The organism is Methanothermobacter thermautotrophicus, assembly GCF_014889545.1.
Lineage (GTDB): Archaea > Methanobacteriota > Methanobacteria > Methanobacteriales > Methanothermobacteraceae > Methanothermobacter > Methanothermobacter thermautotrophicus_A.
The window spans coordinates 46733-71464 of record NZ_QKOF01000005.1; the positions used below are offsets into that span (position 1 = coordinate 46733).

General features: G+C 48.4%; 29 protein-coding genes. 11 read left to right on the forward strand and 18 right to left on the reverse strand.

Annotated features, from left to right (window positions below; genetic code table 11):
• Positions 1 to 19: 19 nt before the first annotated feature.
• From DNK57_RS02765 to pth2, 3 genes are read right to left on the reverse strand one after another with little or no spacing between them, the layout of a single operon-like run.
• Positions 20 to 181: a zinc finger domain-containing protein gene (locus DNK57_RS02765; RefSeq protein ID WP_010877306.1), complete on the reverse strand. Its 162-nt coding sequence runs from the start codon at positions 179 to 181 to the stop codon at positions 20 to 22.
• Positions 182 to 832, reverse strand: a complete 651-nt coding sequence (locus DNK57_RS02770) for an amino acid kinase family protein (RefSeq protein WP_192961538.1) — start codon at positions 830 to 832, stop codon at positions 182 to 184.
• Positions 833 to 862: 30 nt separating this feature from the next.
• Positions 863 to 1201 (reverse strand): aminoacyl-tRNA hydrolase, encoded by a 339-nt coding sequence (gene pth2, locus DNK57_RS02775; protein WP_192961539.1) that lies wholly within the window; start codon positions 1199 to 1201, stop codon positions 863 to 865.
• Between the two features lie 252 nt (positions 1202 to 1453).
• On the opposite strand from pth2, the gene hmtA2 reads away from it, so the two are divergent.
• Complete coding sequence (gene hmtA2 / locus DNK57_RS02780; protein WP_010877303.1) at positions 1454 to 1660, forward strand: histone HmtA2; 207 nt, start codon at positions 1454 to 1456, stop codon at positions 1658 to 1660.
• Positions 1661 to 1808: 148 nt separating this feature from the next.
• Positions 1809 to 3584 (forward strand): ribosome biogenesis/translation initiation ATPase RLI, encoded by a 1776-nt coding sequence (locus DNK57_RS02785; protein ID WP_192961540.1) that lies wholly within the window; start codon positions 1809 to 1811, stop codon positions 3582 to 3584.
• Positions 3585 to 3829: 245 nt separating this feature from the next.
• Here DNK57_RS02785 and DNK57_RS02790 read toward each other — a convergent pair whose 3' ends face one another.
• The 3 genes from DNK57_RS02790 to DNK57_RS02800 all read right to left on the reverse strand — a co-directional run bounded on the left by DNK57_RS02790 (position 3830) and on the right by DNK57_RS02800 (position 6525).
• The gene (locus DNK57_RS02790) at positions 3830 to 4987 is read right to left on the reverse strand and encodes a pyridoxal phosphate-dependent aminotransferase (protein WP_192961541.1); all 1158 of its coding nucleotides are present in this window, start codon (positions 4985 to 4987) and stop codon (positions 3830 to 3832) included.
• A gap of 208 nt (positions 4988 to 5195) precedes the next feature.
• Complete coding sequence (radB, locus tag DNK57_RS02795; RefSeq protein ID WP_192961542.1) at positions 5196 to 5900, reverse strand: DNA repair and recombination protein RadB; 705 nt, start codon at positions 5898 to 5900, stop codon at positions 5196 to 5198.
• A gap of 19 nt (positions 5901 to 5919) precedes the next feature.
• A complete protein-coding gene (locus DNK57_RS02800; protein ID WP_192961543.1) occupies positions 5920 to 6525 on the reverse strand; it encodes an L-threonylcarbamoyladenylate synthase in 606 nt (201 codons plus the stop codon).
• A 77-nt stretch (positions 6526 to 6602) separates the two neighbouring features.
• On the opposite strand from DNK57_RS02800, the gene pgsA reads away from it, so the two are divergent.
• The 4 genes from pgsA (at position 6603) to DNK57_RS02820 (ending at position 8787) form a co-directional block, all read left to right on the forward strand.
• On the forward strand, positions 6603 to 7175 hold the full coding sequence (gene pgsA, locus DNK57_RS02805) for an archaetidylinositol phosphate synthase (RefSeq protein ID WP_192961544.1): 573 nt from the start codon (positions 6603 to 6605) through the stop codon (positions 7173 to 7175).
• Positions 7176 to 7258: 83 nt separating this feature from the next.
• Positions 7259 to 7492: a DUF357 domain-containing protein gene (locus DNK57_RS02810; protein WP_192961545.1), complete on the forward strand. Its 234-nt coding sequence runs from the start codon at positions 7259 to 7261 to the stop codon at positions 7490 to 7492.
• Positions 7493 to 7501: 9 nt separating this feature from the next.
• The gene (locus tag DNK57_RS02815) at positions 7502 to 8155 is read left to right on the forward strand and encodes a TIGR00153 family protein (protein ID WP_192961546.1); all 654 of its coding nucleotides are present in this window, start codon (positions 7502 to 7504) and stop codon (positions 8153 to 8155) included.
• On the forward strand, positions 8155 to 8787 hold the full coding sequence (locus tag DNK57_RS02820) for a DUF434 domain-containing protein (RefSeq protein WP_192961547.1): 633 nt from the start codon (positions 8155 to 8157) through the stop codon (positions 8785 to 8787). Before DNK57_RS02815 ends, DNK57_RS02820 begins: the two co-directional genes overlap by 1 nt.
• Before the next feature lie 37 nt (positions 8788 to 8824).
• Here DNK57_RS02820 and fbp read toward each other — a convergent pair whose 3' ends face one another.
• The 12 genes from fbp to DNK57_RS02880 all read right to left on the reverse strand — a co-directional run bounded on the left by fbp (position 8825) and on the right by DNK57_RS02880 (position 20674).
• The gene (gene fbp, locus DNK57_RS02825; RefSeq protein ID WP_192961548.1) at positions 8825 to 9922 is read right to left on the reverse strand and encodes a fructose-1,6-bisphosphate aldolase/phosphatase; all 1098 of its coding nucleotides are present in this window, start codon (positions 9920 to 9922) and stop codon (positions 8825 to 8827) included.
• Positions 9923 to 10090: 168 nt separating this feature from the next.
• Positions 10091 to 11260: a tRNA uracil 4-sulfurtransferase ThiI gene (gene thiI / locus DNK57_RS02830; RefSeq protein ID WP_192961549.1), complete on the reverse strand. Its 1170-nt coding sequence runs from the start codon at positions 11258 to 11260 to the stop codon at positions 10091 to 10093.
• A gap of 24 nt (positions 11261 to 11284) precedes the next feature.
• A complete protein-coding gene (locus DNK57_RS02835; RefSeq protein WP_226891015.1) occupies positions 11285 to 12520 on the reverse strand; it encodes a methanogenesis marker 16 metalloprotein in 1236 nt (411 codons plus the stop codon).
• A gap of 33 nt (positions 12521 to 12553) precedes the next feature.
• A complete protein-coding gene (alaS, locus tag DNK57_RS02840; RefSeq protein ID WP_192961550.1) occupies positions 12554 to 15241 on the reverse strand; it encodes an alanine--tRNA ligase in 2688 nt (895 codons plus the stop codon).
• An 88-nt stretch (positions 15242 to 15329) separates the two neighbouring features.
• Positions 15330 to 15638, reverse strand: coding sequence for a 50S ribosomal protein P1 (gene rpl12p, locus DNK57_RS02845; RefSeq protein WP_192961551.1), 309 nt, complete (start codon positions 15636 to 15638; stop codon positions 15330 to 15332).
• A gap of 53 nt (positions 15639 to 15691) precedes the next feature.
• The gene (locus DNK57_RS02850) at positions 15692 to 16699 is read right to left on the reverse strand and encodes a 50S ribosomal protein L10 (protein ID WP_192961552.1); all 1008 of its coding nucleotides are present in this window, start codon (positions 16697 to 16699) and stop codon (positions 15692 to 15694) included.
• Positions 16700 to 17338 carry a 50S ribosomal protein L1 gene (locus tag DNK57_RS02855; RefSeq protein ID WP_192961553.1) on the reverse strand — a complete coding sequence of 213 codons (639 nt, stop codon included), beginning with the start codon at positions 17336 to 17338 and terminating at the stop codon, positions 16700 to 16702.
• Positions 17339 to 17415: 77 nt separating this feature from the next.
• Complete coding sequence (locus tag DNK57_RS02860) at positions 17416 to 17898, reverse strand: 50S ribosomal protein L11 (protein WP_192961554.1); 483 nt, start codon at positions 17896 to 17898, stop codon at positions 17416 to 17418.
• Complete coding sequence (locus tag DNK57_RS02865; protein WP_048061118.1) at positions 17898 to 18377, reverse strand: transcription elongation factor Spt5; 480 nt, start codon at positions 18375 to 18377, stop codon at positions 17898 to 17900. The genes DNK57_RS02860 and DNK57_RS02865 overlap by 1 nt, the downstream gene beginning before the upstream one ends.
• 56 nt (positions 18378 to 18433) lie before the next feature.
• Positions 18434 to 18613: a protein translocase SEC61 complex subunit gamma gene (locus DNK57_RS02870; protein WP_192961555.1), complete on the reverse strand. Its 180-nt coding sequence runs from the start codon at positions 18611 to 18613 to the stop codon at positions 18434 to 18436.
• 123 nt (positions 18614 to 18736) lie between these two features.
• Positions 18737 to 19882 carry a cell division protein FtsZ gene (gene ftsZ, locus DNK57_RS02875; RefSeq protein WP_192961556.1) on the reverse strand — a complete coding sequence of 382 codons (1146 nt, stop codon included), beginning with the start codon at positions 19880 to 19882 and terminating at the stop codon, positions 18737 to 18739.
• Positions 19883 to 20113: 231 nt separating this feature from the next.
• Positions 20114 to 20674 (reverse strand): pyruvate kinase alpha/beta domain-containing protein, encoded by a 561-nt coding sequence (locus DNK57_RS02880; protein ID WP_192961557.1) that lies wholly within the window; start codon positions 20672 to 20674, stop codon positions 20114 to 20116.
• A 150-nt stretch (positions 20675 to 20824) separates the two neighbouring features.
• On the opposite strand from DNK57_RS02880, the gene comA reads away from it, so the two are divergent.
• From comA to DNK57_RS02905, 5 genes are all read left to right on the forward strand, one after another.
• Entirely contained in the window at positions 20825 to 21601 is a 777-nt protein-coding gene (gene comA, locus DNK57_RS02885; protein ID WP_192961558.1) for a phosphosulfolactate synthase, read from the forward strand.
• On the forward strand, positions 21601 to 22386 hold the full coding sequence (locus DNK57_RS02890; RefSeq protein ID WP_192961559.1) for an ATP-binding cassette domain-containing protein: 786 nt from the start codon (positions 21601 to 21603) through the stop codon (positions 22384 to 22386). The genes comA and DNK57_RS02890 overlap by 1 nt, the downstream gene beginning before the upstream one ends.
• An 80-nt stretch (positions 22387 to 22466) precedes the next feature.
• Positions 22467 to 23168, forward strand: a complete 702-nt coding sequence (locus tag DNK57_RS02895) for a GTP-binding protein (RefSeq protein ID WP_192961560.1) — start codon at positions 22467 to 22469, stop codon at positions 23166 to 23168.
• Positions 23169 to 23184: 16 nt separating this feature from the next.
• A complete protein-coding gene (locus DNK57_RS02900) occupies positions 23185 to 23862 on the forward strand; it encodes a (Fe-S)-binding protein (protein ID WP_192961802.1) in 678 nt (225 codons plus the stop codon).
• A 2-nt stretch (positions 23863 to 23864) separates the two neighbouring features.
• Entirely contained in the window at positions 23865 to 24698 is an 834-nt protein-coding gene (locus DNK57_RS02905; RefSeq protein ID WP_192961803.1) for a coenzyme F420-0:L-glutamate ligase, read from the forward strand.
• Positions 24699 to 24732: the final 34 nt, after the last annotated feature.

A 24732-nucleotide genomic window follows, 5' to 3' on the forward strand; every position in this document is an offset into this window, starting at 1 on the left:
ACTTATTTATATATTTTTCCTATGGTCCCTCGAATCCACACTTGCACCTGTAGGTGTGGCCGAAGGTCCTGCACTTCTGGCACCTGTAGATCATCTCACCGCACATTGGACATTCAAATTTCACATATGTCTCAACCAGAGGTATCTCCTGTTTACAGGATGTACATTCCATCTTGGTCATTTAATCACCTCTTATAACTGTACATACACATTCCGAAGCACCTGCCCTTAAAATGGACAGCACTCTGGAGGGATATTTCCCATTCACAACATAACAATCAGATTTTAATTCAATCAGAAGTTCAGGTAGTGCTTCATCCACTGATGTCTCACCAAAAGATAGTAAGTCTTTAGCACTTATATCATTTATAAGTTTAGCATCACGGGCAGGTGGCCTCTCAGTGTATATACCATCTACATCTGTTGCTATTAAAAGTTTCGCTTTTATCATATGGGCGATCATGAGTGAGAGGGAATCAGAGGTGACCCTCCATGAGTGTTCAGCCGGGTCAGTGAAACGCAGAAGCTCCGAAGGGATTATAACCGGAGTTAAACCCGCACTAATAACTTCTCTGCACTCTGCAATAGTCCTGACAGGAACTGCTGATTCGACAATGTCTGAAAGAAGCCTTCCAGTTATGTCCATGCACAGTATTGCTGCTTCATGGTTTGCAGTATCAGAAAACCCGAATTTCTCATCATAATACCTCACCATATCTGCAAAGGAGCCTCCACCACAGACCACCGCTGCGCCGACACCCTCAAGGCTCTCAAGGAGGGCTGCAGCATGTTCTGGAAAAAGACTTCCACCTATCTTAACGACCCACTCCATAGCAAACACATCTCCCCTAGAACCACACATCTAAAGCAGCTTCAGGTCCCCTGTTATTTTATCTATCTCCTCATCATCATCGGGACCTATACCCAGACAGGTTATGGTGCCGGCAGGTATCTGGGTATGTCCTGCATCCCTCACCAGGTAGTGTGAGATTCCAGCCTCCTTAACAGCCTCATATATCTCAAGGAGTTCATCAAGACTGTTCACCGAAACAATGACCTTCTTTGAGCCTTCAAGTTCCCATTCTCTTATTTTATCATGACCCGTCCTTTTAAATGATCCTATGGAAGCATGACAGGCCTGGGCAGCTATTTTTCCCTTCCCCATCTTCAGATCGGATCTCACTATTATGACCTGTTTCATTTTCCCACCACTGGGTTCTATCTCCCTTACCGCTAATAATGATTTCCAGCAGGAAGGAATGGGAAGCTACCAGCGACCATCTGATGCACATGTAAACCATCATGATCCTTACACAGTAAAAGGTCTGTGTTAGTGTTACAGTTAAATTCTACGAGGCTGAGTGATATAGAATCAGGATATGGGTGCAAAAAAGAGCCGAAAAAACGATAAATTTAAATACCATTGAGTTAAATATAGAATTGAGGTGATATTATGGCCGAATTACCCATAGCACCAGTTGGGAGAATCATAAAAAATGCCGGTGCCCAGAGAATAAGCGACGACGCAAGGGAAGCACTTGCAAAGATTCTGGAAGAAAAAGGCGAAGAAATAGCAAAAGAAGCTGTTAAACTTGCAAAACACGCCGGCAGAAAAACTGTTAAAGCATCAGACATAGAACTGGCCGCTAAAAAATTATAAATGGCCAGATATTTCTTATTTTTAATTTTTCACCGCTTTCCTCCAGTAATACCCGTTTCCTTCTAGGCCCAAGTAATTCTTATTAACCCATAAAAAACATAATCATTTCAGGACTGATTTTTTCATCCCATTATCCATGGTGATAGAATTGACCAGAATCTCAATACTCGATCATGATAGGTGTCAGCCAAAGAAATGCAACTACGTCTGCATAGAATACTGTCCCGGCGTGAGGATGGATGAGGACACAATAACAATCGATGAAAAGACAAAGAAGCCCATAATATCCGAGGAGCTGTGCTCGGGATGTGGTATATGCACAAAGAGATGTCCGTTCAATGCAATAAGTGTTATAAATCTCCCGGAGGCTCTTGAAAACCCTGTGCATCGTTACGGGCAGAACCAGTTTGAACTCTTCGGGCTTCCAGCAGTCACATCCGGAGACGTTGTTGGATTAATAGGACCCAACGGTATCGGTAAATCCACCATCGTAAGGATACTATCAGGGGAACTCCGCCCGAACCTCGGTGATTTCCAGGACCCACCTGCCTGGGAAGAAATAATAAACCACTTCAGGGGATCCCAGCTACAGGATTACTTCCAGAGACTGAGTAAAGGAGAAATAAGTGTTGTCCACAAGCCCCAGATGGTGGACAGGATCCCCAGGTATGTTAAGGGGAATGTTGAGGATCTTCTAACAGGTATAGGGTCAGGCAGAACCGATGATGTCATTGAAACCCTGGAGATCCAGGAAATACTGGGCAGGGATATCTCAAACCTCAGTGGCGGGGAGCTCCAGAGCGTGGCCATTGCAGCGGCGGCTCTGAGGGATGCGGACTTCTACTACTTCGATGAACCGACATCCTGGCTTGATGTGAGGCAGAGGCTCAATGCAGTGAAGGTAATAAGATCCCTCGCAGAGGCAGGTAAGTCTGTAATGGTTATAGAGCACGACATGGCAGCCCTCGATGCAATGTCAGACTACGTCCACATCCTCTACGGTAAACCTGGCGCCTACGGTGTTGTATCCAACAGGAGAGGTGTGCGTGTTGGAATCAACACATACATAAGGGGTTTCCTCAGGGAGGAGAATGTCAGGTTCCGTAAAAATGAGATAGAATTCAAGGTAAAGCCCCCGAGGACCGGGGAGGAGGGTGATGTTCTTGCGGAGTACACAGCCCTCAGCAGGAGATACCCTGAATTTAAACTTGATGTCGATGAGGGCACCCTCTACCTCAACGAGGTGGTTACAGCCTTCGGACCCAACGGTATAGGTAAAACAACCTTCGCCAGGATCCTTGCAGGTGTTGAAAAACCAGATAGCGGCAAGGTTAAAAAGAAGATAAAGATATCCTACAAACCCCAGTACCTCTCATCAGACTATACCGGAACCGTGGAGGAATTCCTATATGCCAACGCCCCAACATACGGCTCAAATATCTTCAAAAGTGAGATCATGAGGCCCTTCAACCTTGAGGAGATACTTGATAAACCCGTCAACGAGCTGAGTGGTGGTGAGCTGCAGCGCCTTGCAGTTGCAGTTGCACTCTCCAGGGAGGCTGATCTCTACGTTCTTGACGAGCCAACGGCCTTCCTCGACGTTGAGCAGCGCCTGATGGCTGCAAAGGCAATAAGGAGGATCATTGAGGGGAGTAACTCCTCTGCAATGATCATAGACCATGATATAATATTCATTGACTATGTCTCAGACAGGGCCATGGTCTTCAGCGGAATGCCAGGAGTTGAGGGACATGCATCAGCTCCCACAGAACTCAGGGATGCCATGAACACCTTCCTCGGGGAGGTGGGAATAACCTTCAGGAGGGACAAGGAGACGAAAAGGCCAAGGGTCAACAAGCCTGGAAGTTTCCTTGACAGGGAGCAGAAGGAACTCGGGGAGTACTACTACCTGAAAACTGAATGAAGCAGCGAATTTACTGACGAAGTCCCTCACTTCCTTTTTGACCATGATACTTTCTCCAGAGAACATTTGAGGGTAATGATTCAACACCACCCCTTGAACCATACTTCCACATGACAGCCCTGCTCAGCAACACTAACCAGCGCCATCAATGGATTCCAGAACTGAAGAAGATATCTTGAATGAAAAATATTCAGAGCAGAGGAATATACATTTGATCCAGTTGAATTCCAAAAAATAAGGGTGAGTCAGGATGGTCTGAGGAATTCCATGACATCCACAAAGTTTTCAGCGAATATCTCAACCTGCTCCCTAGGTATTGAGAAGCTGAGGCGTATGTACCTATCCCCAAATATCTTGCTGGTGTATGCGCCCTGCCTCACAAAGATCTTTCGCTTAAGCAGATAGTCTGTAAGGTCAACGGGGTTAACCCCGGTTTCATGAATATCAATGGCCATCATGTTACCATTTGATGGGTAAACCGGGAGGAAGGCACCTTCTACCTCATCGACTGCGTCCTTAATGATCTTCTGATTGGTGAAGGTCTCCCTACGTATCCTTTCAACCCAGTTGTCCTTTGTTTTGAGGGCTGCAATTGCCCCTGCCTGTGAGACAACATTTGTGCCGAGATCATTTATGACTATACCCTTGACGGACTCGATGATATCTGAGGTTGCGACAATTGCACCTATCCTCAGACCGGCCATTCCACAGATCTTGGAGAAGCTGTAGACAGTGACCGTGTGATCTGGTGCATATTCTGCTGCTAGGTGATGCTCCCTTGCAAAGTCCCTGTAGGTTATATCATGGAGGAGGTAAACGTCATGGTCCTCTGCTATGTCAGCGAATGCTCTTATCTCATCCAGTGTATAGGATGAACCCAGTGGGTTCAGTGGATCTATGAGGGATATGAGGCGGGTGTTGCGGTCCATGTTTTCAAGTACAAGGTCAGGTGTTAACTTGTAGTCGCATTCGCTGCTGTATATGGGGACCGATGTTACGCTGCATGCAAATCTGCTTGCGAAGTTGTCGATTATAAGGTACCCTGGATCACAGGTTATGGCGTTATCCTCAGGTTCAAGTATATCGTTCATGCATAGGTAGAGTGACTCAGTGCCCCCGGCAGTTATGAGGGCCTCGAAGTCATCTTCAAGTCCTAGATCCTTCAGTACAAGTTCTTTGAGCTCAGGAAAGCCTTCAGGTGGTGGATACTTGCAGTAGCTGCCCTCGTTTATACAATCAATCATGGCTTCCGCTATTTCAGAGTGATCGTGAAGATGGTTGGTGTTCTGACCCATCCATATCATTTCTTTGTCCTTAAAGACATGGTTAAAAAACTCATTTGAAGTCTTAAAGCCATTTGGTGGCACTTTTGCAGCTTTAGCATATTTTTTAGGAGAAATCATTTTATCACATCAGCACAGGAGTATCCATGCGAAAGAGAAGAAGGCTTCTCTTACCTACCCGAGGCTGAACCTCAATTAAACTCCAGTTTAGGGTTTCTTATATCATATTAAACAAACCTATTAATAAACTTTGTTTACAGGAGGGGCTTTCGTAATAAAATCAGACCATAGGGTCCTACATTGGCTGGAAATACTCAAAGCTCGGGGCTCATAGAATGCCGCCAGAAACAATCCTGAAACCCACACGAGAGCCCTCCAAACGATTCCTGTGCCTCCTGAGAACAGCGAACCTCTCACCGGGCCTTTCACCCATCTCAAGCTCCACAATGTCCTTGGACCAGTAACGGAGTATGGTGCCGCCAACGGGGCTAACATGCTCCCTTCCATCCTCCCCGGTGATGGAGTATATCTGGTTGGTTATGACCGCTGCAAGGTCAAATCTTCTGGCCATCTGTAGAAGGAGGAACATCTGCCTTCCAAGGTCAATATTAAAGCTGGATGCATTGCCATCCTTCAATCGGTATAGCGCGACCGCAGAGTCAAGGACAACAAGGTCCGTTGAGTCCCCATGGCTTTTGAGGAACGATAATGTCCTCTGAAGGGCTTCTCCCTGCTCTTTAAAGCTTGAGGGCTCAAATACTATTATACTATCTGCAACCTTATCAAAAATGTCGCCTGCGACCTGTCTTATTCTCTCAACAGAAAGACCACCCTCCGTATCAATGAAAACCGTATTTTTACCCCTCTTTGCAGTTTCAACCGCAAGTTTGATGGCTATGTTGGTCTTACCTGAACCAGGAGGCCCATAGAACTGGGTTATGGTTCTTCTTTCAACTCCCCCTCCCAGTATCCTGTCAATGGAGGACTCCGTTGGTATCCTCTGGTTTTCATCAATATCCCTTAATTTCTTCATTCATCTCCAACCTTCATTTTCACAGTATAGTGTCAAGGGGGCCCTTACCCCTCCTCAGAACCCTCGGAGGGTTCACTGTCAGGTCAATCACCGTGGATGGCTCCATGCTCTGGCATTCCCCTGCATCCAGCACAAGGTCCACACCATCCAGGTCCCTAAGAATCTCCTCAATCCCTGGTGATGGAGGTTTACCCGAGATATTTGCACTCGTTGCTGTAACCGGGAACCTTGCTGTGATGAGTCTGCATACCTCATCGTCGGGCACCCTTATACCCACCCTTGAAGATCCCCCTGTTATAACATCAGGGATCAGTTCATTCCTCTCAAGTATCAGGGTGTAGGGACCGGGCAGTATCCTCTTCATCAGATCCATTGCATGCCTTGATGGCCTTGAAAATCTGGGAATCTCGTCAACCCCTGATACACATATTGATACTGGCTTATGTGGTGGCCTTCCCTTAACCCTGAATAGTCTCCTTACCGCGTCCTCATCCAGTGCATTAACTCCGAGGCCATAGATTGTATCTGTGGGGTATATAACGATCCCTCCCCCCTCCATCACAGATATGGCCTCCTCAACAACTTCAGGGGAGGGGTTCCTCCTTGTAATCTTTCTGATCAGCATTGGAACACCTTGAATGTCAACCATCCACAAAACCGGCACCTAATCAATATATATCTGTGCCAGATATAAATGAGTCCATGTTAAACCAGTTCAGACCTGTTCTCAGAAGATTCATTGACCCCATTGCAGACAGGATTGCCGTGCCGGCGGATTATATAACATTGACGGGCTTCCTGGTTGCATGTGCTGCCAGCGCAGGATACGCATCCGGGAGCCTCATCACCGGAGCACTCCTCCTCGCAGCAAGTGGATTCATAGATGTCCTTGACGGGGCCGTGGCAAGGAGGAGGTTCAGGCCAACGGCCTTCGGTGGCTTCCTCGACTCAACCCTTGACAGGCTCTCAGATGGTATAATAATCATAGGGGTAACTGCGGGGGGATTCACAGGACTCCTAACAGGGCTGCTGGCACTGCACTCTGGCCTCATGGTGAGCTATGTGAGGGCCCGCGCAGAATCCATGGGCATTGCATGCGCTGTTGGAATCGCTGAAAGGGCGGAGCGGATCATCATAATCCTTGCAGGGTCCCTTGCAGGATACTTCATCCACCCATGGTTAATGGACGCCGCCATCATTGTACTGGCAGCTGCAGGATACTTTACCATGATTCAGAGGATGATCTACGTGTGGCGAAGCACGAAATCAAATTAACGAATACTGTGAGAACATAGCCATGAAATTCTACCCGTGGCGAAGTACGAAATCAGATTAATGAGTATGGAAGAGGTGTTTCAATGGACTGCAGGGAACGTATAGAAAAGGACCTTGAACTTCTTGAGAAAAATTTAATGGAAATGAAATCCATAGATTTGAGTGATGATGAGGAGGCTGTTGTTGAGAGGGCCCTGAACTACAGGGATGACTCAATCTATTACCTTGAAAAGGGGGACCACATCACATCATTCGGCTGCATAACCTATGCCCATGGCCTTCTAGACAGCCTCAGAATGCTCCACAGGATAATATGATGGGATAAAATGAAATTTTTCCTGAAGGAAAGTAAAGTGGAAAAGCATGGGCGTCAACACCTCGAAAAGGTCATGGAATGTTACCTGAAGTTCGAGGAACTGATGGAGGCATTCTACGCTGGAAACTGCAGACTTGTATCCGAACTCACAAAGGAGATAGCCATAAAGGAACATGAGGCAGATGAGATAAGGAGAAAGATGGAACTTGAATTCTATGAGGGCGCATTCCTCCCATTTGACAGGGAGGACCGTATAATGCTCGTTGAAAGCATAGATAAGGTTGCGGATATTATTGAATCAGCGGCATTCACAGTATCCCTCGGGAAGGTCGCATTCCCGGCTGAGTTCAGGGATGACTTCAGGGATATGATGAAGGTTACGGGGAAGACCATCAGGGCCCTCTATGAGTGTCTTGAATTCCTTGAAACGGATCTCGGCGAGGCCATGAGGAAGGTCCATGAAATCGAAAGGTTTGAGGATGAAGCCGATGTAATTGAGAGGAAGATCATAACTGGCCTCTACTCCGCCTACCGGGAGGATAGGATAGGTGTTGTGAAGTTTCTGGACATGAAGGAGATAGCCCGTAAGGTTGCAAACATTTCAGACAGGGCCGAGGATGCCTCCGACCGTGCCCTCATAATAATTGCCAAGAGAAGAGGTTAATGTCCCTTGAAATGGCTGCTGAGGACCTGCGCTACCTCCTAAACAGGGGCTACCGTAAGCGTGTTGCCCTGAACTTTGTTGCGAACCACTATCTCCTTGGAAGGGATGAGAGGAATTACCTTGCCCGTTGCGTCTTCTCAGATGAAACCGTTGCCAGGAGAAGTTCCCGCAGGGTGGACCGAGATGCGCTGCGCGGTTCCTGCGTTTTTATTGATGGATACAACGTTCTCATAGGTACAGAAAGCCTTCTCACAGATCAGTTTTTCATAGCCCAGGATGGTTTTCTGAGGGATATCCAGGGCGTATCTGGCAGTTACAGGATGGATGATAACACTCTGAGGGCTCTTGACATCATAATGGAATTCCTTGCTGATTCAGGAGTGGATAAGGCCATATTTTATTTTGACAGGAATGTGAGTCACAGCGGAAGGCTGAGGGGCCTGGTTGAGGACCTCATGAACTCCAGGGGTATTGAGGGCTGCGCCATGCTCTCAGAATGTGTGGACAGAAGACTCAGGGAATCTGGGGGTATTGTTGCAACAGCGGATGGTGCTGTGATTGATTCTGTTGAAAGGGTCGTTGACATACCCCAGGAAATAATGAAGAGAAAAAAAGAGGTTAAGAGATCCTGAAAAAAGGGGATATGCTGATGAGGAGCTTATGGACCCATCAGTCCATGTCCTCAAACCTGTCGCCGAGTTTTTCAAGGACACCAGGGAGTGATGTGTACTCCATCTCATCTGATGGGAGCCTGTGTGGCTCAAATGGACCGTGCCTCCTCATATACTCGGCAACCTCAGAGGCTAGCTGCCTTGAGCGGTCGAAGGAGGGGTCATCAAACATGTCAACAGGTCCCACAAGCTTGCAGTCAGCTACCTGGAATCCAAGGGCTATTACCCTTGGTGGTCCATCGAATCTCACAGGTGTTGCGTCCCTCTGGGCTACAGGCATTAATGGTCCGTTGTGGGATCCCCTCATCCATCCGCCGACGAGGTGTGGGAATGCAAAGGGCTCAACAACCTCACCAGCTGCAGGGAATCCTGACTGTGCCCTGACAATTGCGACGGGGTCGTCCTTACCTATGTATTTACCTGCCATGAGGTTCAGCCTCTCTGTGCTCACTGAGGCCGCGATTTCACCATCGTCCCTTCTGTGTATCCTCTTGATGACGTAGCGGCTGATTGAACCAAGGAGTGCCAGGAGGTCATACATCTCATCAGGGCATGCCATTGTAACCTTTCTGTGTTCAACGACGTCAAAGACCTCAAATTCGTATCCATTGTGGAGTGATGGGTCGATGACAAGACCCGCTGTGTTGAATGGATCAGCGAACATTCTGAAGAGGGGGAGGTTAAAGGCACCGGGTTCTGTTTTGTCGCAGCAGAAGATTATAACAGGGTCGCTTGGCCTCTCCTTGAACTCCATCTCGGCACAGCCAGGACCCATACCCTTTATGTTGCCTGAGAATGTATCCAAGAGGAGATCCTGTCCAGCTCCATACAACTTTAAACCTCTTGCAACATCTGTCGCTTCCCTGAAAGCATTCCATGCTGTCTGGTGGACCTCCTCGTTTTCTTCACCGTTCCTGTGGGTCATTATGAGGTCTATATCATCCCCACAGTTGGTTATATAGTAATCCTCAAGGATCCCTGTTTCCTTTGCGCCGGCCAGTATCTCGTCGCATTTCTTCTTTAAAGCTTCATGGGCAACTGCATGACCGGCTACACTTCCAACGTCTGCTTTAATTACACTAATGGTTGTTTTCATGTATTACACCTCCAGAAGATAATGAGTTGATGAAATGGCTTACTATATAAAGATGTGAATCTGATTATTTAAAAAGTTATCCACACACCTCCACTCCGGGGATCAGCTGAATATCCTTGTCTTTTAGCAATGAATTAGAAACAAAAACACAACTCCTCAAAACCAGAATCAGCTGAATATCCTTGTCTTTGAGCCCTCCCTGAAGATCTCCGAAAGTTCTTCCTTAACATTGATCTTCTCTGATGCCTCCTTGACTGCTTCTGGACGTGAGGCTGTTGATGGGTGGGCCGGAACGGCGCTGCAGCCCTCATCTGGTATCACGGAGATATCATAGGTGCCTATCCTCTTTGCAAGGTTCTCAATCTCCACCTTATCCATGCCTATGAGGGGGCTCAGAATGGGGATATTCACACCCATCCTTGTGGCAAGGATGTTGGGGAGGGTCTGGGATGCCACCTGACCGAGGCTGCTCCCATCGACTATCGCAAGGGCCTCCTCCTCCTTTGCAACCATCTCTGCAAGATGGTACATCCCTAATTTGCATAGAACGCAAGTCATCTTCTCAGGAGCCCTTCCACGACACATTTCAAGATATCTTCCATAACTGAAGGTTCTCAGTTTGAATTCCACGCCTGCAGAGTACTCTGCGAGTTTTGCAGCGATCCTCTCAACCTTCTCCTCTGCTTTCTCCCCTGTGAAGGGTGAATTGTTCATGTGGACCGCCACAACCTGGCAACCCCTCTTCATCATCAGGTAGGTGGCCACAGGGGAGTCAATGCCCCCAGATAGGAGCGCCACCACCTTTCCCTGGCTCCCTGCAGGGAGGCCCCCAGGTCCAGGTATCACCCTGTGGTAGATGTATGTCTCGCCCTCCCTTATCTCAAGGTGAATCTCCAGCTCAGGCTTTCCAAGATCAACCGGGGCCCCGGTCTCCCCTACAACAACTGAACCCGCGAATGCTGCCATCTCCTGGCTCGTGAAATCATGGACACCAACCCTCCGGCACCTTATGGCGAAGGGTGTCCTGCTGCTGAGGAGACCCTCAGATCTCAGCTCATGAATGTATTCCCGCAGTGCATCCTCTATGCTATCAAAACCTGTCCTGGCGGTCACAGCCGGAGAAAATGAGACAATACCAAATATCTTTGATAGTCTATCAAGGGCTTCATCCATGTCTTCAGGAAAAATGAATATCCTCCCATGTCTGATCTCTGCTCTGCAGCTGAAGGCCGACTTTATATTGTGGAGCAGTTTTCCTTCGAATCTTCTCCTTACTGAGGGTCCCTTGATGGCGACCTCGCCGTAGCGTGCAAGTATAACATCATAATCAAGAATCATAACACCCCCGTCATCTTAATTACCTCATCTGCTCATGAGGAAATCCCCATTTTCTATCAGTTCCTTAAGTTCCAGTGCCAGTTCACGGGCCCTTAACCTGTCAGACTGTCTGCATATGATGGGAACTGACATTTCACCTATCCTGACAGTCCCTGTATCCATCTCATATGCCCCTGATGGACAGGACCATGCGCATACTCCACAGCCAAAGCACCTATCAAGGTCCAGACCGTTATCGATGGCATGTGTGGGGCACCTCCTGGCTGCAATGCAGACCCCACAGTCTGTGCACATCCCCGGTTTATGGGTCGGCCTCTCCTCACCACCCCACACATCCTCATAGGTTATCTCGGTTATAACCCTTGAACGATCCCTTACATCTGCAACAGGAAGTTTTATATCTGAATTCAGGACCGTGAGGTTCTCAAGGACCCTCTCTGATGTTACAGGGACTGGAAGCGCCACTGTGTTAAATATCTCTGGACCCGCCGCTGTCCTGAATCCCCCGATGTACCGGGGGTCCATATCATGGAGGTCACCGCTGATCATGAGGTTCGGCTTTAGGGGGCTGCTTCTTGTACCCTCACCCAGTACTATGGCCCGGGCCCCGTTCAGAAGAACCCCGGTCCCCTGATGCACTGTCTCCATTAATGGGTCGTTTTCAAGGGGGTTGAGGTCACCGCAGCCAGAGAATGAAAGGCCGCCGCAGTTTTCAGGCATTTCAAATGCATTGAATATGGATTTCACTGGTTTTTCTCCTGGATTAACAAGGGCCGTGTAATTCCTGAAGGCCATGCGTGTACCAACTATCCTGGCTGTTTCAATATCATCCATGGTGACCGTGGACTCGACCACCCTGCCCTCCACAGATGTGACCCTCACATGGACCTCGGATCCCATGAGCAGGTCCCTGAATAGGAAGCCCCCCCCATATTCAGGGTCCTCCCTGCTGTGGCCTGTCCCATAGATGAAAAGGTCGACTGATCCAAGGTTCTCATTTGGGCAGGGACCAGGGTAGGCGGGTATCCCGTTCAGCTCAACACTGGCTGCCTTGCGGAAGGAACCAGGCTCTGATACTTTAAGGTGCATGACCGCTGCTGTGCCTGACATGACACCACATGTGGCTGTGGTTACAACGTCAACCTCATCGGCTGCCGGGAGGTCACCATCACGGACCATGTCCTTTATCTCATCTGCTGTAAAGACAGCTGCATCCCCTTCAAGTATTCTTTCATTTATTTCAGAGACAGGTCTGTTCAAATTGAACCCCCTAAACAGTCAGAGAGGATGCCTTCATATTCTAAGGGCTGCTCTAGCCTCATCAAGGGCATCATCAAGCTTCTCAGTTCCGGGGCCTGCTCCCTGTGCAAGGTGAGGTCTGCCTCCACCTCCACCTCCAAGCAAAGCTGCAGCCTTTGATATGACCTCGTTGATCCTCAAACCAGCCTTTACGGCATCTTCAGAGGCTGCTCCAACGATTTTACCCTCATGGTTCGCTAGTACCACTGCGTCGACTGTGGCTGATAGTTCAAGGGCCATGTTCTTCATCTCATCCATATCAGCGTCAACGGTGTCGATTATCACTGTGAGGTTATTGATCTTCTCAGCCCTGTCCTTCATCTCAAGGATCTTTAGTGACGCGACCTCCTCCTTGAGGCGGGAGACCTCATTTCTGAGGGCCTTCCACTCCCTGAAGAACCTTTCACATGTCCCTGGGAGCTGTGATGGGGTGACCTTGAATATGTCCGAGCTTTCCCTCAGTATGTCCCCTGCCTTCTGCATGAGCTCTATGGCCGCTGACCCTGCAGAGAACTCTATCCTCTCCACTCCGTCCTGTATGCGTTCTGTTCGGTTTATCCTGATGAGTCCAATGTCTCCTGTTCTGTGGACATGGGTGCCTGCACAGGCCTGGACATCTATGCCTGGAATCTCAACGACCCTTATCCTTGAGCCAGGTACAACTCCGCCCTGGTAGAGTATGAATCCATACTTCCTCTCTGCAAGGTCCCGGTCCATCCACCTGACATGGAGGGGTACGTTCATCATGACATACTCATTTGCGAGTCTCTCTATCTCCTGGAGCTCTTCCAGTTTTATTCTTCTGTAGTGTGACAGGTCTATGCGTGAACTTTTAACTCCCTTCTGGGCCCCCGCCTGCCATATGTGATCTCCCAGGACCTTTCTTGCCGCTGAAACTATGAGGTGGGTTGCTGTGTGGTTCCTTGTGAGCTGAAGCCTTCTATCGGAATCAATAAAGCCTCTGATGGTTGTTCCTGGTTCGATGCAGATTTCATCGTCTGTCCTGTGAACAACGACGTCCCCTATCTTCTCTGCATGTTTTATCCTGACCTTGCAGCCTTCAGCTGTGATGTATCCTGTATCTGATGGCTGACCGCCCCCCTCAGGATAGAAGAGTGTGCGGTCGAGTATTATGCCATTCTCATGTATGCCTATGACCTCTGCCTGGAATTCCAGTTCATCGGGTTTCCTGTAGAATAGGAGTTCAGTTGCAGGGTAGTCAAGGTGTACGTCCTCCCCGGGCATGTCGGCTTCGGTTTCATTCCTCTCTGCTACGAGGGTGTAGAAGTTGTCTGGAATTTTAACCTTGAATCCGGATTCCTCTGCCATCTCCTTGATGGTCTCGGGTGGGATTCCGTGGGAGTCATACAGTTTTATGAGGGTCTCCAGGGGCATCTCTGCTTTTCCATCCCTTTTAAGGTATTTTATTGTTTTCTCGACAATCCTGCGACCCTTCTTCACTGTCCTTGCATAGCGGTGTTCCTCGAGGTCTATGATATTCAGTATGTGCTCATGATGACCCCTTATCTCAGGGTAGTGGCCCTCAAGGAACTCCACCTGGATGTTCATTATATCCTTAAGGGACTCCTTCATGCCAAGGTCCTTCATGAGCCTAAGGGTCCTCCTGATTATGAGCCTTGCAAGGTATCCCTCCTTCACGTTTGATGGTATCACCCCATCTGCAAGCATGAATGCCAGGCACCGGGTATGGTCTGCTATGGCATAAACCGATTCCATTGGGGAGGCTGCACGTTCCAGTTCCTCCACAGAGATACCAAGTTTATCCGCTACCCTCTTCCTGAGTTCCCTTAAATCGGCGTAGGTCTCTATGTCCATCATCCCTGCAACCCTGGCATTCTCTGCAAGTATCTCCTCATCGATTTCCACACCTGTCAGCTGGAGCAGTTTCTCAATTACCGGGCCAAAGCAGGCATCGTAGGCTGTTGGTGTCCCCTGTGATATCCAGGCGAACCTTTCAAGTCCATAGCCTGTGTCAACTATCTTGAGGGGGATCTCCTCCCTGCCACCATCAGGGAGAGTCCGGTACTGTATGAAGACAAGGGTTGCAAGTTCAACACCCCTGACGCATACCTCATAGCAGGGCCCCTCGTTTCCACCCCCCTGCCACCATGACTCTATGAATGTTATCTCAGATGGATCAATTCCTATGTGTGTTAAAAAGTCATGACAGTACTTTATTGTCTCCTCTTCCCAGTAGACAGTGTTATCCTCAGAATTGAATGCGTGATGACCCCCCATTGTGAAGCATGTGAGGTGTCTTCCTGTTCTTCCAACATTATCAACATCGTTGAGTCTTATTGATGGCTGCGCAACCACCAGGGGGTTTGCGGGGGGTTTCACCAGGCCAGATGTGACCCATGGCTGGAAGTTGTATATGGATGCGCCCACCAGGAATACATCGTCCCGCCAGCGTTTTGCAAGTACAGGGTACCTCCTGATGGGTTCATGACCCCTTTCAGCGAAGAACTCCATGAACTCATCCTGTATCTCATAGAGGTCATAGCTCCTATCTGTGGCGGGGTTTCCTATGAATCCGTATTCGTCACAGGGGGCGTCTCCACATGTTTCGCGTTCCTTCATAGACCAGAAGATGTTTCCACAGGACCTGCATTCATATTTTCTGTATCCAAGTTTTTCAAGCTGACGGGACATGGTAATCATTGAAAACAGTTTTTATAAATAGAATAAGAATTAAGAAAAATAAATTTTTTGCCATTAAACACTGGAAGAGAAAAAAATAGGGAGGAGTTTAACCGAAGAGTGCGCCGAGACCGGCAGCTGCTTCCTCTTCAGCTTCCTCTTCTTCTTCCTCTTCTTCCTCAGCTTCTTCTTCAGCCTCTTCGGCTGCTGCTGGTGCTGCTGCCGCTGCTGGTGCTGCGGCTACAGCTGTTGTTTCCATTGCCTCTTCGATGTCAACGTCTTCAAGGGCTGCTATGAGAGCCTTGACCCTTGCATCGTCCACTTCAGCGCCTGCTGCTTCAAGGACGCCTTTAACGTTTTCTTCGTTGATTTCCTTACCTGTTGTATGCAGTAACATTGCTGCGTATATGTATTCCATATGATCACCTCAAATTTTATTTTTTAATGGGTTAACTGTTGCCAGTAAAGTGTTTATCCGAAGAGTGCGCCGAGACCGGCAGCTGCATCCTCTTCTTCCTCTTCTTCCTCTTCAGCTTCTTCTTCAACCTCTTCCTCTTTTTCTTCAGGGGCTGGTGCTGCTGCCCTTGAAGACAACTTCTCCTTCAGTTCATCATCAACTGCCTCATCATTAACCTCTGCAGCTGCAGCGGCCAGTGCAAGCATCTGTGCATAGGCCTTTGCAAGCAGGAGGTCAGTTGTTTCTGATGTGAGTATTGATGCATTGTATGCAAGGTTGAATGACTTTGAAGCTGCCTTCTGGATGATGGCAGGCATTGTCTCCCTGGTGTATATAACCGCGTTGACGGAGAGGTTAAATGCCTGTGAAAATGCCTTCTGGATATCAGACAGGGTCTTCTCTTCATCGATGGTTAATACATCTGCAGTGTATATTGTCTGGTTTTCATATGCTGCTCTGAGGTCTATTCCCACCTCAAGTGGCTGTATATCAAGTCTTGTTAATATTCCGGCCACCTTGGGTGGTATCTCCTCCCCTGCCTTCACAACGACGTGGTCATTTGAAACCACGATCTTGCCCTTCTCGATCTTGGCAGGGATACCTATCTGCTGCAGTTCACCCAGTATTGGACCTGGTGCAAATCCGGTATCCCCCTTGGGGACAACTATGTCAGCCGGGGCGATGGCCCCTGGTTTGGCTGGAGCAGGAGTTTTACTGTCCTCAAGGATCTTGAAGAGCTTAAATGGATTCATATCTGTGAATATAAGTGCAGGCTGCCCCTCCATGTATTCAGAGAGTGAATCAACGTTTTCAAGTTCTCTGCCAGCTTTCTCAAGGGCAAGGCTGATCAGGGTCTTCTTGGACATTCTGATGAGTGCACTGTCACGGAGTGTCTGGCGCATCTTCTGGAGCTGCCTTGCAGGTATGTCTGCAAGGTTGGCTATACCAACCACTTCATGACCTTTGATGAGGTCATGGAGCTCCTGAACCTCTTTCTTCTTCCATTCAGCCACGTGAGCCATTTAAATCACCCTCACTACCGGGCCCATGGTTGTCTTAACGTACATGGACTTTAACTGGTTTCTTCCCTTCTCAAGTTTGCGGTCAATTGTCTGAAGAACCGCCTCTATGTTCTCGGCGAGCTTCTCATCGTCCATGTCCTCGGTACCAACCACGGTATGAACCACTGGCTGGTCCTTGATTCTGACCTTAACAGTGTCCCTGAGTTTCTTCAGGATGGGCTCCGGGTTTATTGTTGCTGGCACTGGTTTGGGCATCTTCTTTCTGGGTCCGAGAACGGGTCCCAGGAATCGACCCACCAGGGGCATCATGTCTGCCTGAGCCACAAAGAATTCATACTGGTTGGCAAGTTTCTTTGCTTCCTTACGGTTTTTGCCAAGTTCTTCAAGTTCATCCTTGGTTATCACAAGGTCGGCCCCTGCATTTTTAGCCTGGAGGGCCAGTTCCCCATCGGCTATCACGGCAATCTTTACATCCTTACCGCGGCCGTTGGGTAGAGAAACTTCCTCGTCAAACCTGTTCTCTGGTTTATTGACGTCAAGGTCCTTGATGTTAAGAATAACATCCATGGACTGTGTGAAGTTTCTCGGCCTTGAAAGTTCCTTGGCCTTCTTCACCGCTTCCATTATCTCTTGTTGCATTCTGAATCCTCCATGAACTTCAAAAAATAAGTTCATATAATGGGGTTAGTTATGTGGTTTTCAAGATTTATAAATTTTTATGATGTGAGGAGGTCATCATAGGCTCCCTGGTCAACCTCCCTCTGAACCTCACGGGGGTCCTTACCATTCACTGTTATGCCCATGCTGACACAGGTGCCCATGATCTCCTTGACTGCACGTTTGTAGTCATTTGATAGCAGTGCATCGAATTTCATCCTGGCAATCTTCAGCACCTGTTCCATTGAGATGTCTGCTATCTTATCCATCCCAGGGTCCTGGGACCCCTTCTCCAGCTTGAGTTCATCCATGATGAGGGCGGTTGTTGGAGGAGTACCCACTTCAACCTCAAATTCCCTTGTATCCGTGTCCACTATGATCTTCACAGGGACCTTCATCCCCTCAAAGTCAGCTGTCTTGCGGTTTATCTCCTCAACTACCTGCATCATGTTAATTCCAAGCGGACCAATCGCAGGACCCAGAGGTGGTCCTGGAGTGGCTTTTCCACCATCAATAAGAATTTCAACGGTTTCTTTAGCCATTAATCAGCCTCCTTTTGTATTATTCTAATCTGATCACCTTTAACAGTTACTGGAATGGGCACGGCCGCCTCTATGAGTTCAAGTACAACTTCCTCCCTTGACTCATCTATGCGGATAACCTTTGCCCTTTCGCCCTTAAAGGGTCCGGATATGAGTTCAACAATGCTTCCCTTCTTAATGGATGATATGATGGGTTCTGGCTTGAGGAACCTTTTAACCTCTTCAAAGTCTATCTCGGCCTCACCCTCTGTTTTACTTTCAACTACACCCCTGAGGTGGGGCACCCTTATTGCAGGGTTTCTCATGTCAATCTTTGATGAGGACTCAACCAGGATGTATCCCCTCAGTGATTCAGGGACAAGAATAGCGTTTATCTCTATACCACTATCCCTCACCTTCCTTGCAAGCATCCTGGCCACATTTTTCTCCTGACCCACGGAGGTCTTAAGGGCATAGATGGAATTTTTACTATCTTCCATTAAGAACACAACCTCATATATATAATTCACTGTACAACCTTTAACCCACCCTGATGCTAGCCCCCCAGGAGCTGGGCGATTATGCTTATTATGAATCCTATGACACCTATTATTATTATACCTATACCGGTTACCTTTGACACGTTGAGGTATTCCTCACGGCTAGGTTTCTTTGAAACCTTCAATACTCTCTTTGACTGTTTTATAAAATTTAAAATAGACTCCCTGTATTTCATGGTTTATCCCCGCTATTACTATGGGTTAAAAAACAAGGGCTATGATCAAGGATGAGTGATGGAGTAATCTATAATTCAAGATTTATAAATGTTTTCCTTAAGGTGGGGGTGTGTGGAAGAATATCAGAATACTCCATCTATAAATTCTTCCAGGACAGACTCATCAACGGAGCCCCTTTCACGCTGTTTTTCATCCATGAACTCCTTCTCTGCAGATCCATGGGCCCCATAGATGTAGGGTGATCTTACACCTGCAACGACGATTGTTGTCCGTATGACGTTCTGAAGGTCATCCTGAATCTGGGCACCCCATATTATGTTTGCATCCGGATCAAGTTCCTCGGCAACAACCTCCACGATCCTTTCAGCCTCCTGGAGGGTGAGGTCTGAACTTCCAGATATGTTTATAAGGGCTCCTCTTGCATTGGATATGTCCAGATCCAGCAGTGGACTGTTAAGGGCCTCATAAACTGATTCAAGGGCCCTGTCACCGGATTCTGCCTCACCCATTCCAATCATTGCCATTCCTGAACCCTTCATTATGCTTCTAACGTCAGCAAAGTCAAGGCTAACGAGGCCGGGTTTGGTTATGAGTTCAGTTATGCCCTTAACTGCCCTTCCAAGGATCTCGTCTGCAACCATGAAGGCCTTATTCAGGGGCAGATTGGGTGCGACCTCAAGGAGCTTGTCATTGGGTATGACGATGACGGTATCTGCGGCGTTCTGGAGTTTCTCAAGTCCCCTCTCAGCATTCTCCCTCCTCTTAAGACCCTCTGCACTGAAGGGCATGGTTGCAACGGCTATCGTGAGGGCGCCCGCCTTCTTGGCGAGTTTGGATATCACGGGCGCTGATCCTGTCCCTGTACCACCCCCAAGGCCACAGGTTACAAAGACCATATCAGCCCCTTCAAGTTCCCTGCGGATATCATCCTCACTTTCCTCTGCACATTCCTCTCCCACTTCAGGGACACCGCCTGCACCGAGACCACCACATACATTCCTGCCTATGAGAAGCTTCCGGTCAGCTACCGAGTAGAAGAGGTCCTGGGCATCCGTGTTAACGGCTATGGTCTCAGCACCCTCAACTCCAATCTCACTGAGCCTTGTTACGGTGTTGTTACCTGCTCCGCCGGTCCCAACAACGTATATCTTGGCCCTGCTATTTTCGATTATTTCCTGGAGTTCCCTGTCAATTTCTGAATTCATTGAGGTGGAAGACGGCTTTTCCCTTTTCTCAGATTCCTTTATGGCATCGTTAATGAATTTCAATTACTACCCCCACACTTATCTATGAAATATGTTATTGTGCTAAGACATATTTAAAAGCAACGGTTAATATGGCACCAATGGGGCCATGGCTCACATTCAAAATTAAAAATCAGTTTCTGTGACCTCTGAAAATACCGGGTCAAAGTTGGGGCAAAATAAAATTATTGATGGCCCGCGTGGCCATGAATAGCATGAATCTGGGTGGGACCATCATGAGCTGTCATGAGACAGTTATGGTCTGGGCATTGCAATTACCTCATGGATCCGGAGGTCAAATACACTGTTCATGTGGGCGGGTGTGAGTACAACGGCTGTGTCAGCACCCCAGGCGGTTCCACCTATGGCTATAACCTCCTCATCAACGGGGATGAGTCCAGCGTCTGCGGCCATTATGGCTATCTCTACACATACCTTGAATCCCTGGGAGACCATCCTCAGGGTTTCGGCCATCACCTCCACGGGCGTGACGCCCCCAAACCTGTTTGATATCCCCCTTCCAACACCACTGAGGGCATGTGAACCAGCATAGACCTTCACACCCCTCTCGATGAGGTCATCCCTTGCATCAGCCTCCAGTTCAAGCTTTCCCTTCTCCCTGAAACCTGCATGGTGGGTTACAGATACAATGTTGCCCTCAACCATTTCAGATAACATGAGGGCCGTCTCGCCTGAAACCGATGCCACAACAAAATCCCTGATTCCAAGCTGGTCAGCCCTCTCCCTTACAAGTTCAAGGACCCTCTCAGTGTTTTCCTTACCTGGTTCCTCAAAGTAACATATCTTCTTCTCCATGACTAACACCTACTTATATATACCTTGATCTCAAATTATATTTGGATATATCATGCAAGTATAGGAAAAATTTTTATAAAGGTAGTAAACATATGAATCCCAATTAATATGATCCCGTGTTATTTCTGACTCAAAGCAGAAGGTGATGCTATGAACGCCTTTGATTTTCTCGCCCCGTCAAGGAGTGGGAAACCCCGAAAAATTGGAATAACCATGGTTCTTGATAAGGGAATGGGACCTGCGAGCGCCCGTGACCTCATGGAGATATCATCAGATTACGTTGACTTCATAAAGTTTGGATGGGGAACACTACCCCTCCACAGCCGCTCCACTGTAAAGGAAAAGATAAATATGTACAGATCATTCGATGTGGAGCCCTATCCAGGGGGTACACTATTCGAGATAGCCTACCTCAAAGGTAAGGTGGAGGAATACTTCCAGGAGGCCCGAAGCCTCGGATTTGAAACACTTGAAATATCCAACGGGACTGTGGAAATTGAAACCGAAGAAAAATGTAGTATAATTGAAATGGCCGTTGATGAGGGATTCCGGGTCATATCCGAGGTTGGTAAAAAGGATCCATCCATGGACAGACTTCTTGAACCCGAGGATAGGGTCACGCTGGTGGAGGCTGATCTCAGGGCAGGAGCATCCATGGTCCTCATGGAGGCCCGTGAGAGCGGACAGAACATAGGTATATACGATGAGAGGGGAAACATCAAGGAGGACGAATTCAACTATCTCACTGAAAGGCTCCCCATGGAGAGAATAATATGGGAGGCGCCCCAGAAAAGTCAGCAGGTTTACTTCATTTTAAAGATTGGACCCGATGTTAACCTTGGAAACATACCCCCCGAAGAGATAACAGCCCTTGAAACAATACGCAGAGGCTTGAGGGGAGACACTCTCGGAAAGGTGAATCTTTAATGATAGAGAAAATTACTGTAATCGGCGGTTATGATAAGTTCGGAGAAAAGGAACCCGTAGAACTGGTTGAAATAAGGAAGGGTGAAATATTTGGAGTTGTTGGTCCCACAGGTAGTGGTAAAAGTTCACTTATAGGTGATATCGAACAGCTGGCACAGATGGACACCTTCTCAAAGAGGAAAATCCTTGTAAACGATGAGGAGCCAAGTTATGAGGATCGTACAAATCCCAGGAAAAAGATGGTGGCCCAGCTATCACAGAACATGAATTTCCTGGCTGATATGACCGTCGGGGAGTTCCTCAGCCTTCATGCCAAGTGCAGGGGTGCCAGTGAGAAGTGTGTGGACCGCGTCATCGAACTTGCAAACACCCTGACAGGGGAGCCCATTAAAAAGGAGCATGACCTCACAATACTGAGTGGAGGCCAGTCAAGGGCTTTGATGGTTGCAGACGTGGCAATAATAAGTGACTCACCCATTGTACTGATAGATGAAATTGAGAATGCAGGTATACGGAAGCATGACGCCCTCAATGTGCTGGCAGGGCATGGTAAGATCGTCCTTGTTGTAACCCATGACCCTGTACTTGCACTCATGACCGATAAGAGGATAGTCATGAAGCACGGCGGTATGCAGAAGATAGTTACAACAACCCCCCAGGAGAAGAGGATATCCCGGGAGCTGAACAAGATCGATGAACTCATGCTCAGCCTCCGTGAAAAGGTCCGGAGGGGGGAGCTGGTCGAGGATATAGACCTGAGCGAAATAATAAATGACTCCAAATAGTTGATCCATAAAATCGAATAAATCCCAATCAGGTTGAACCAAAAAGTCCATAAACCTATCAGCAGAGAGAAGTGAAACCCATGAGAATGGTAATTGTTGCAGGAACGCCTGGATCTGGAAAAACCGCGGTTCTGATGCACACACTCAGGAGCCTCAAATCAAGGGGACTGAAGTCATCGGTTGTAAAGATAGATTGCCTCTACACCGACGATGATAAGAAATTTGAGAAGGTCGGGGTGCCAACACTGGTGGGCCTCTCAATGGACATGTGCCCTGACCATTATGCCATCTACAACATAGACGACATGATAAAGTGGGCTGAGAAGAACGAATCAGACTTCCTAATCATTGAGACAGCAGGACTCTGTCACCGCTGCGCCCCCTACACAAAGAACTGCCTCGGAGTATGTGTCATAGATGCCACCAGCGGACCGAACACGCCCCTCAAGGTTGGTCCGTTCCTCTCAACTGCAGATATAGCAGTGGTGACCAAGGGTGACATGATATCCCAGGCCGAGAGGGAGATATTCAGGGAGCGCATACTGGAGGTTAACCCCTCAGCAAAGATAATAGAGGCCAACGGTCTCAGCGGGCAGGGATGCATGGAACTCGCAGAGGAGATGATCGAGAGCAGGGAGGTTTCCCTTGAAAACGAGGAGCTCCGTCACTCAGCACCCCTTGCAGTGTGCACACTATGTGTCGGTGAGACAAGGGTTAACAAGAAGCACCACAGGGGAATACTCAGAAGAATAGACGGCTTCCAGACCTATGAAGGAGAATGAGGAGAGGATCTTTCAGATGTCCCAGGATAAATCCCTTAAAGAAGAGGTAACTGCCCTCCTCCCAGGATACAACTGCGGAATCTGTGGGTATGCAAGGTGCGATGAGTATGCGGCTGCTCTGCTCAAGGGGAGGGCAGAAATCGACAGATGCCACTTCATGTACCAGGAACTCTTTGCAGATAACCTGAAAAGACTCCAGGACATCCTTAAGGAGGAGAATATCCTTGAGGAGGAGAAGAAGATCTTCGGTGTCCTTGACGGGTACGAGGCAGACTTCATACTGAAACCCCTCCCTGATGAGGGCTCCTGCAGGGAGATCCTCTTCCCATTCACGTCCACCAAGCTGCGGAAGGGGGATATAATCAGATACAGGCCCCTTGGATGTCCAATAACCCACTTTGCAGAGATACTGGATGAGAACCATGGCCTCATAACCGTGCACATCGTTGGACCATGCCACCGCCTCGGCATGGATGACTTTGAATTCATGGACATAGGGGTCTGCATGGTTGGTGGCTTTGAGGGTGTAATCGAGGGTGAGCTACCGAATATCGGTGAAACCGTGCGCTTCCTGCCAGCCCACTGCATGATGCAGAAGGTCCACTCGGGAGTTGTTGTCCAGCTTGAGGGTCGAAGGGCTGTTATAGAGGGTATAGACCTTAAGGTATGGGCACCACCAGTGAAGGCCAGATGAAAATGTCCCAGGATTACCTGACAGTGCCCGTGGTGACGGGTTACATAAGACCCGGTGAGGGGTTCTCAGAGATCATCGAGAGGGCCGGTGCGCTTGCAATGGATGGTGATTTCCTGGTAATCTCAGAGACACCGGTCTCGGTTGCCCAGGGAAACCTGGTCGATGAATCCCGGTTCAGACCATCCATAACCGCGTTGATGCTGGCAGATATCTGGTCAAAGTACATATGGGGGTACCTTCTCGGTCCGATCCTCGGCATGAAGAGGAGGACCATAATGAACCTCAGAAGACTGCCGCCCGAGGCAAGGGCACATAAGGAGGTTGTCCTGAGATACTATGGACTTAAACATGCCCTTAAGCCTGCTTCCGAGGCCGGTATTGATCTGAGTAATGTGCCGGGAACCCTTGTTTCTCTTCTACCTGAAAATCCTGGTGAAGCGGCGAACTTTATTGCCAGCGAGATCAGACGAAAATTCGGTGCAGATGTTACCACTGTCATAATCGATACCGATGCAACCTACAGTATACTTGGAAGGTACTTCACCTCACTCCCCATCGCTGTGCCTGGCATAAGGTCAGATACAGGGTTTCTGGGTTACCTTGCAGGACGGTTCGCTGGAAGAACCTGGCCCACACCCCTCGCATCATCAAGGCCCGTTAAACTGGAAGTTCTCCTCGAGGTTGCATCAGCTGCAGAGGAATACCACCGCAGGAATGCCGGGAGGGCCACGGTCTATGATATGGCCAGGGAATTCAGTGACAGACCAGGGAATATCACAGTGGAGATGCTATCCTCAGTTGAACACACACCGGCGGTTATTGTAAGACCCCCATGATAATACTCATATGATAAACAATTTTCGTATTAAA